General features: G+C 69.7%; 6 protein-coding genes and 1 pseudogene. 1 reads left to right on the forward strand and 6 read right to left on the reverse strand.

Features of this window, described 5'->3' with window-relative positions; genetic code table 11:
• The 6 genes and pseudogenes from CA983_RS37210 to CA983_RS37235 all read right to left on the reverse strand — a co-directional run.
• Positions 1 to 495, reverse strand: a pseudogene (locus tag CA983_RS37210) (transposase); the annotation flags it as partial.
• Complete coding sequence (locus CA983_RS37215; protein WP_341866724.1) at positions 492 to 1,526, reverse strand: TnsA-like heteromeric transposase endonuclease subunit; 1,035 nt, start codon at positions 1,524 to 1,526, stop codon at positions 492 to 494. The pseudogene CA983_RS37210 and the gene CA983_RS37215, both read right to left, overlap by 4 nt.
• Positions 1,510 to 2,898 (reverse strand): TniQ family protein, encoded by a 1,389-nt coding sequence (locus CA983_RS37220; RefSeq protein WP_086605148.1) that lies wholly within the window; start codon positions 2,896 to 2,898, stop codon positions 1,510 to 1,512. The genes CA983_RS37215 and CA983_RS37220 overlap by 17 nt, the downstream gene beginning before the upstream one ends.
• A 180-nt stretch (positions 2,899 to 3,078) precedes the next feature.
• The gene (locus CA983_RS37225) at positions 3,079 to 3,378 is read right to left on the reverse strand and encodes a hypothetical protein (RefSeq protein WP_086605149.1); all 300 of its coding nucleotides are present in this window, start codon (positions 3,376 to 3,378) and stop codon (positions 3,079 to 3,081) included.
• Positions 3,379 to 3,390: 12 nt separating this feature from the next.
• Positions 3,391 to 3,774 carry a hypothetical protein gene (locus CA983_RS37230; RefSeq protein WP_086605150.1) on the reverse strand — a complete coding sequence of 128 codons (384 nt, stop codon included), beginning with the start codon at positions 3,772 to 3,774 and terminating at the stop codon, positions 3,391 to 3,393.
• 552 nt (positions 3,775 to 4,326) lie between these two features.
• Positions 4,327 to 6,882 carry a DEAD/DEAH box helicase gene (locus CA983_RS37235; RefSeq protein ID WP_244207253.1) on the reverse strand — a complete coding sequence of 852 codons (2,556 nt, stop codon included), beginning with the start codon at positions 6,880 to 6,882 and terminating at the stop codon, positions 4,327 to 4,329.
• Positions 6,883 to 7,540: 658 nt separating this feature from the next.
• Here CA983_RS37235 and CA983_RS46940 point away from each other — a divergent pair.
• On the forward strand, positions 7,541 to 7,708 hold the full coding sequence (locus CA983_RS46940; RefSeq protein ID WP_086605152.1) for a hypothetical protein: 168 nt from the start codon (positions 7,541 to 7,543) through the stop codon (positions 7,706 to 7,708).
• Positions 7,709 to 8,073 lie beyond the last annotated feature (365 nt).

An 8,073-nucleotide genomic window follows, 5' to 3' on the forward strand; every position in this document is an offset into this window, starting at 1 on the left:
CCCCACCGCCGACCGCTCCCGCGCCGCCCGGCCGTCCACCAGCCCCCACAAGCCCTCGCTGCGGTAGCGCGCCCGCATCCGGCGCACCGTCGCCGCACTCGCCGCCCAGCCCGCCGCCGTCAACTCCTCGGCCTTCGCCCGCTCCCGCTGCACCAGGCTCCGCGTGGCCGGATCGAACTGCTCACGCGGGGCGCCCTGCCCGACCGCGTCAGGAAAGCCGGTCTCCACCTCCCGCACATGCCGCTGCCACGCCAGAGCCCGCTCCCGCACATCGACCGGCAGCGCCTCCAGCAGGCCGAACGGCGGCACCCTGGCCGGCGCCGGTCCGCCTTCCACCTCGAAGGAAGGATCGGCGAACAGGTAGGGCAGCAGCACCACCGCCGAGGCGCCCTCGTCACTCACCAGCGTGGCCCGGGCGCCTTCCAGCACGGCGAGCGTCCATACCCGTCCGTCGTAGCGAAGACGCGCCCCGACCCCGACAACCACCTGCGTCACGCCGCTTCGGCCTCCTGCCGTGCGACCGAGACGACGGCACGCTCGTGCAGCGGTTCGTCCAGCCGCACCCGCAGCACACCGCTCCACAGCGCGTGAAAGACCGCAGGCCACACGGCGATCGGATCCCCCAGCTCCCGCACCGCCTCCACCGCCGGCCGCGGACTGGCGAACACCTCCACCAGAGCCGGCGTGCACGGCCCTGTGGCGTACCGGGGATGCCGGTAACCCGCCAGCCACCGCACATTGGCCACCAGCACTGGATCCGGCGGCCCTGCCAGCCGGTAGGACCAGCCCGCTGCCTCGGCGGCATCCGCCACAACCCGTGCCCGCGCCGCCAGCCGGGCAGAGGGCCCGCTGCGTCCGGTGCAGTCGAGCAACAGGCCGCTGCCGTCCTCAAGCCTGGCCATCAGCTGCGGTGCATGACCGACGACCCTGCTTTCCTCACACCACACCAGTTCCACCGGCCGGCAGGCCAGCGCCACCACCGCCGGATCCCGGTCCAGCAGCATCAGCTCGGTCCGCATGACACCGGACCCGTACGCCACCAGCCGCCCGGTCGTCGACGACCACCACCAGCCCGGAGCCACACGCCGCCCGGGCCGGACGGGGAAAGGCCGTACCGCAGGAGAATCCTCGAAGACGACGTCCTGAGCAGCCTCAAGCCACGGGACCTGACGCGAGCACCCCAGAGGGTCTCGAAAGCGCACATCGATCAGGCCGGCAGCTACAGCCGCAGCTTCTTCGCGTCGAACAGCACCACCCGTACTGTGCGGCTCGGGGATGCGGCACCCGGCCCCGGGCACCGCGGACGATGCGGCCTCCTGGCTGCTGTCGATGATCACGTACTCCACACAACGCCATGCCTGACCTGCTGCGCAGGAGAACCGGCCGGTAACCGCAACATCGGTGCAACCGACGGATGTTGGGCTGCGCCGGCACCCAGGGTGCCGCGCCCGGGGCGCCGGTGTCAGTGCAGAGTCCCGCACTTTCACGTTCCCATTGCAGGCCGTTGTGTCAGTCCTCGCCCTCACCCAGGGCGAGCACCGAGGCCAGCTCCTCGGCGGGCAGGCGGGACCACTGGGCCACCTCCTCCAGCGCCACCCCGGAGGTGACGGCTGCGGCGGCGGTATGCACGAGGGCCTGGTCGATCAGGTCGGCACTGTGGCTGAGGTGCTCCAGCAGGGTGCGGGCCACCTCGGCGGTGGTGCCGCTGTGCACGCCGCGCAGCTCCACCAGCTGTTCGCGCGCCTCGTCGACCAACTGCGTGATGCGGAACCGTTGTTCGGCAGGAACGGTGGCCCGCCACCGGGTTCCCGAGCCGCCCGACTGGGCTTCTGCCACCATGACACGCAGCTGGCCGGCCATCGTTGCGGGCTGCTGTTCCCGCTTCAGCCGCCAAGGATCCTCCTGCCAGCCCGGCGGTCCCGTCTCGTGGCGGCGGGCGCGCACGATCGCGCCCTTCCAGCCGTTCAGCGGGCTGCCGTGGTCGGCCGCAAGTTCGGGCCCCAGCCAGGTGCGGCCCACCCGCTCGCCCAGTCGGTGACAGAACGCATCGTCGACGCTCCGCGCCCGAGGCTTCATCCCGCCGCTTGCCTGCCAGGCCACCTCGGCCATGGCCGGCTCCAGCAGCGCCTGCGCCACGGCCACCACCTCCGGGAAGATCGCCGCGTCCCGGCCCACGATCCGCCACCACGCAAGCCGCGATCCCGCGTTGCCGCCCGCCAGCTGGTGCAGACGGCGCGGCCAGATCTCCTCCTGCTCCCAGGACAGGGCCTGCTCCCACCAGCGGGCCACCACCGCATGCGCCAGCGTGAACGCCTGCTCCGGCTGCACCCCGGCCCGCACCGCACGCCGCGCCACGCCCGGCCACCGCCGCTGCGCGGCCACCACCTCCGCCGCGCCGCGCACATCGAGGTGTTCCAGCGGCTGGTCGGCGTCCGCGTCCAGCAGCCAGCGCCCGTGCCGCAGGCAGACCCGATGCCACCGTGGCAGGTAGCGCACCGCCCGCAGTGCCTGTCGGGTGCGCCGCGCGGTGCACAACCGGCAACCGAACGCGGCCGGACCCGCCACCGTGCCCGCCGCCCGCCACCGTGCCTGTGCCACCCCGGCCTCCCGGCCAGTGCTGATCTTGGGGTCGTCCATGGTGAAGGCAGGCAAAGCACGCGCCAGTACCTTGGGCTCCACCCTGCACAGCTCGGAGAGCACCTGCCGCCCGGCCCCGTTGAGGACGACCTCCGCGTCCGTCCTCGCACCGCCGCCGTCGTGCCGGGCGGGGGAGTTGCGGCACGTCCACAGCCGCAGCACACCGGCGGTCGGGAGACCGTAGCGGGCCGCCACACGGCTGATCAACGATGCGGTCAGCTCCCCGGCCAGCGGCACGGTCCGCAACACCCCCGCTGCCACACCACACCCCCGATGCCGCTTCCTGCTCCTGCTCAGTGCCAGCCCCACACGCGCGCCTCACAGCCAGCCCGCGGCCCCTGCCCGGGTGGCTCGCGTCCGGCGGGCTGGCCGGGCTCCGGGGGCCGACTGCACAAGGCTAGAGGTCACCGCCCAACTTCAGCTGCGGAAAGCCCCGCTGAGTCACTGTGTGCGCGTGGGGCCGGGGGTGCGGATGGTGGGTAGGTCGGGGCGTTCGTTGTCCGCAGCCAGGGCATCGGTGGGCAGCCGCCGGTAGGCGTGGAGGAGATCGGCTACGGCGTCGGGGCTCGCTTCGGCGGTGGCGACGAGTGCGGCCAGGATCTGGGAGCGGGAAGTCTGTTCGCCGGCGGCGACTGCGGCCCGCACGAGTATGTCGAGGCGCTGGTCGACGTCGTTGGGCCAGGTGACGAGTGTGTTGCGGCGGGGCTGCTGCCGGTCCTGGGTCTCTGTCGTGATGCTCATCCAGTCGGTCGGCTACGGAGATTCCTTGCGGAAGAGAGACAGCAGGGTCCGGGCCGGCAGGGCGCCCGGGTCGAAGAACTGCGTGGCCAGAGCGGGCGGCACCGCGGTTCCCTGCATGCGGACTTCGTGGCAGGTGAAGCAGAACGCCGCCTCGAACAGCGCCAGATCGAGAGAGTCGTCGTATGCCCGGACGCTCCAGCCCGGCGAGAAACCGCAGCGGTGCTGTTCACTGCCGGGCAGGCTCTCGATCAAGGCCAGGGCGGCGTCGGCCTCGCTCCCGGCCCAGTGGGCAACGGCCGTGCCGGGGTACGGGACGTCCCGCCTGGTGGGAAGAGCGGAGATCCGTACGACCTCGATCAGCACGGTGGCGGTAACGGCTTCGGCGGGCAGCTGCATGAACGCAGTCTGCCCGTCAGGTTCGGAGGCCGGGTAAGGGGCACAGCAGACGCCTTCGGCAGGCGCAGGCCGGTGTCAGTTCGATCGACCCGATGTCCTCCACTGCGGAAGTCACACCGAGGCAGCCACGGACGCGAAGTGACACCCCGCCTGCCTTGGTGACAAGCATCGTGCTTCGGCTCAGTCGAGGTGACTGAGCGCTTCACTTGGCGAGTTGAGCAGAGCGCATCGGTCGCCGTCAGCGGTTGAACTCGGCTACAAGACGGGGGCGCGCTTCCAGGTCTGGGATACCAGGGCGCCCGCAAGTGTCCCACTGAGGAGATCTACCCAAGCCAGCGTCACTCGCGGGTCGTACCGGAAGATGGGCCGGAATAGCTTCCGCAGGTTGTTGGGCGTCTGCACCATCCCTCTGCCGCCAGCGATGTTGTACCAGTCGTTCTGCGGCGAAGGCCATCTGTACGCGCTTGGTACGCAAAATGAACGCTCCATGGTGCGGTCGGCACGCGCGGTGCAGCAGGTCCGAGTGAGCAGTTGGCGGCGGCATGGCCCTGCTCACAGGCAGGTCCAGCGCATGCCGATGGCGGAGAGTTGTTCCACGCGTTCGGGGGAGAGGGTCGTCGCGCGTGAGCGTTGGTTGTTGATCCATGCCCCCAGCTTGATCTCCCGGACCTCCTGGTCCTCGCCGTCCTCGCGGCCGCCCGCCTCCCCCTTCCCGCTGCCGATGATGATCCGTTCGATGTGCTTGCGCGGCACTTTCAGGTGTCCTTCGCGTTGGTAGTACTGGTGGGCGGCCGCGTAGTTCATCGCCCATTTGTCGGCCTGGCTACGGCGCGGCTTTGGCTTCTCGTCCTCGCTCGCGGGCTCGATTCCGAGGATGTGTTCGCACATCCACTGCTGGACGGTGGTGAGCTTGTCCCAGCCCAAGCGGACCGACTTCACCCACCGTCCGAGGTCCTCGCCCTGGTGCACGACCACGCCCGGCTCCATCGGCAGCGCGCCGCCCTCCTCCAGGTGCAGCCGGGTCAGGTGGAAGGCGCGTTGCCATTCCACGGGCCAGGCCGGGCACCAGGCGGGGTCGATGTCCTCGAGCTGTTGGCGCCGCTCCTCCGACAGCGCCCCGGCCGCCGACTTCACGGGCAGCCCTTCGGCGCGCCGCTGCTCGTTTTCGGCGGCCCGTCGTGCGGCGGCTCGCGCGTTCTTGAGAAAGATCCCTACCCGGTGCCCCTGGTAGGTGGCGTCCAGTGGGGCCAGGAGGTGGCCTGTTTCGGCTGCCCATCCGCGCGCTGCGGCGAGGCCTTCTTCCCAGGCGACGTCGTAGTGCGACCACACCATGCCGAGCCGCTCCAGCTGCTCGACGCGGTCCTCATCCAGAGTCCCGCGGGCGTAGAACCTTCGAGCGTCGGCCACCCATTGCCCCAGTGGGAAATTGGCCAGCGAGGCCGGCCACCCCTCAGCCTGCACCTCCTCACCCGTCGGCACGCGGTACGTGAACGGCACTTTCAGGTCGCCGTGAAGCCGGTTGTAGATGGCGGCGGCTTCGATGCCGCGTCGCCAGTGTTGGTATTCGGGGTTGAGGACGCGCAGGTTGATGAAGGCGGCCAGCTGCGCGGGGTCGCGGGGGGTGCTGAATTTCAGCAGCTCTCTGGCCGGTCCTGACAGACCACGGTCGCTTCGGTCGCCGCCAGCTGCTTCGTCTTCCTCGGGCCCGCTGCGGCTCTGTACGCCCCTGACGCGGCTTGGTGCCTGCTGCTGCGCGAGAGCCTCCACCACACGGGCGTCGTGCGCTCTGAGCGCTTCCAGCAGCTTCGCCAGGCCACCGAACGCCCGCGAGGTGAGCATGTTGTCCGCCGTTTCACCCGGCCCGAGCAGCACCGGCACCACGAGTGAGGCGACCTTCCCCTCGCCGGGCTGCATCCGTAGCGCCCGGCCGACGGCCTGGACGAGGTCGGGCATGGAGCCGCGTACGTCGGCGAAGTACACAGAGTCACATTCTCGGGTGTCTACGCCTTCGCCCAGGACTTTCACGGACCCCAGGTAGCCCTTCTCCACGACGGTGCCGTCGGTGGCGATGCCGGCGGCGAACTCGTCCAGGACACGGCGCCGGTGGAGGGGCTTGTGGTCGCCGCACAGCCAGTTGGCCCAAATGGTCTTGGGGTACAGCTCCGGATCAGTGGCATGCAGTCGCTTGGCGACGTGGGGGAGGCCGGCCGCGAAGGCTTCGGCTTCCTTGACCATGTGGTGGAAGACGAGGGTGCGGCGGAAGCCTTCCTCGGCCGAGGCTTTCACCAGGGCGGTCTGCAGGGCGGCGAGCCGGGCCCCGCGCACGTGCTCGGAGCGTGCGTCTTCGCCCAGGAGTTGGGCGGCTTGGAGCTGGGTGTCGGTGATGTCCACGCACACCACCTGGTAGGGGGCACAGATCCCCCTGTCGATGGCATCCGAGAGCGTCAAAGTGAACGCCCTGCTGCCGAACGGCCCGTCCGGATCGTCTTCCATCGAGGCCACCAGCTCGCCCGGCGCGCCCTGGTCGGCGTCCTCGTCCAGTTGCCACAGCCGGGGCGTGGCGGTCATGTAGAGGCGGCGGAGGGAGGGGATGCGGGTGTTGTCGTGGACGACAGCCCACGGCTTCCCGATCCTGCCCGAAACCCTGTGCGCCTCGTCCACGACGATCAGGGACCACCCCGGAAGGCCGGCGGCGTGGGCCCGTTCCAGGGTGCCCAGTCCGAGGGAGGCGTACGTGGCGAACACGGTGACGCGGTCGAACGGCCGTACCCAGTCGACCAGCTCGTCCACGTCCGTGGTGTTGGGGAAGCCCGCCTCCTCACCGCGCAGGGAGGAGACCCCGATCATCGGCCCGGTGCGGCCTCCCTCGCGCCACGCGGCTTCGGTCTGGGCGAGCAGGTCGAGGGAGGGCACGAGCACCAGCACTCGGCCCGCTCGGAGCTCCTCGGCGCTCCGGGCGGCCACGAGAGTCTTGCCAGTCCCGGTCGCCATGATCACCTGAGTGCGGAGCCCCCGCGGAGGCACAGTCGATCGTGCAGGCAATTCGAGTGCCCGGAGTACCGCGTCCACGGCTTCCCGCTGGTGGGGACGGAGGTTTTTCATCGCCATTTCAGTCTGTTTTCTCCTGCAAGCTGAACGAAGGGCTGCACATGGCGAGGCGCGAGAACGCGAACCCAGACGACGCAAGATGGGCTGCGTCCCCTGCGTCGAGGAACCAGGCTCACCTTCCTGATCCAGAACGGAAGATCACGCTGGGTGCGCCTCCTGATGCCCACAGACCTGGAGCCATCTGATTCCAGAGTCTATCGCACCTTTAAAACGAAGCACGCTTCTTCATGAACCAGCATCAGACCTGGCGAATCAGCACTGAGCCGATGGGTACTCCCTTCCTCTCATTGTCCGCCTGCCTTGGAGCGCCATGACACAGAAGACTGAGGACGAGATGGGCAACCGGTTCTGCAAAGCGTGTGGCACGCCGGCCGAAGACGGGAGGCTGTGCAAGCACTGCGGCACCGTTCTGGACCTTCCTGACGAGGCAGGTCTGGTCGAAGACCAAGGTGCGGGAGTGCGACGCGATTTCGAGGGACGGACCGGGCCGCGAGACCAAGGGTGACCGGACCAGAGGGGGTACGCGTGCCGTGTCCGCCTGCCCCTTCTTGCTGCGAGTCCCGGGCCGCGCGAAGCGCGACCTGCCCCGCCCCGCTCATGTCTGCGGGGGCGAAGGCGGGGCATACGGGCTTCACCCCCTTTGAGAGGAGCCCGTTTCATGGTTGGCATAGTCGCGGCGGTGTTGTTCTTCGTTGCGTTTTTGATCAACGCGGCGGACATCAGTACCAACGATGTGTTCTCTTCGACGAACGTCATGTTGCTGGGGCTGATGTGTCTGGCTCTGCATATGGCCGGGGTCGGGACCGGTTGGGCCCGCAGACGTTGACCCGTGTTCTGGCGCATCTGGTGACAGCCCGTCACCAGATGCGCCAGAACACCAGGCAAGACCCACCCTCTGCAGCCAGCTGGCCCGCGCCAGCGGGCCGAAAGGTCCTGGAGGCGCAGCCGGAGGGACCGTCAGGCGGGGGAGCGCAGCGGACCCGCCAGCCAGGCTGGAGCGAAGCGGAAGCCTGGTAGCGGGACGCAGTCCCGCTGGTCCGGGAGCGCAGCGAACGGACCATCAATCTCAGCGCGTAGCGCTGAGATTGAGCGGGAGGCGCAGCCTCCCGCCAGCGCTCACGCGGAGCGTGAGCGCAACCCCCGTGCGCAGCACGGGGGTTCGCTTGCACATCGCGCAGCGATGTGGTACCC

Origin of the sequence: Streptomyces swartbergensis (assembly GCF_002148965.1) — a bacterium.
In the GTDB taxonomy this organism is placed as follows: Bacteria; Actinomycetota; Actinomycetes; order Streptomycetales; family Streptomycetaceae; genus Streptomyces; species Streptomyces swartbergensis.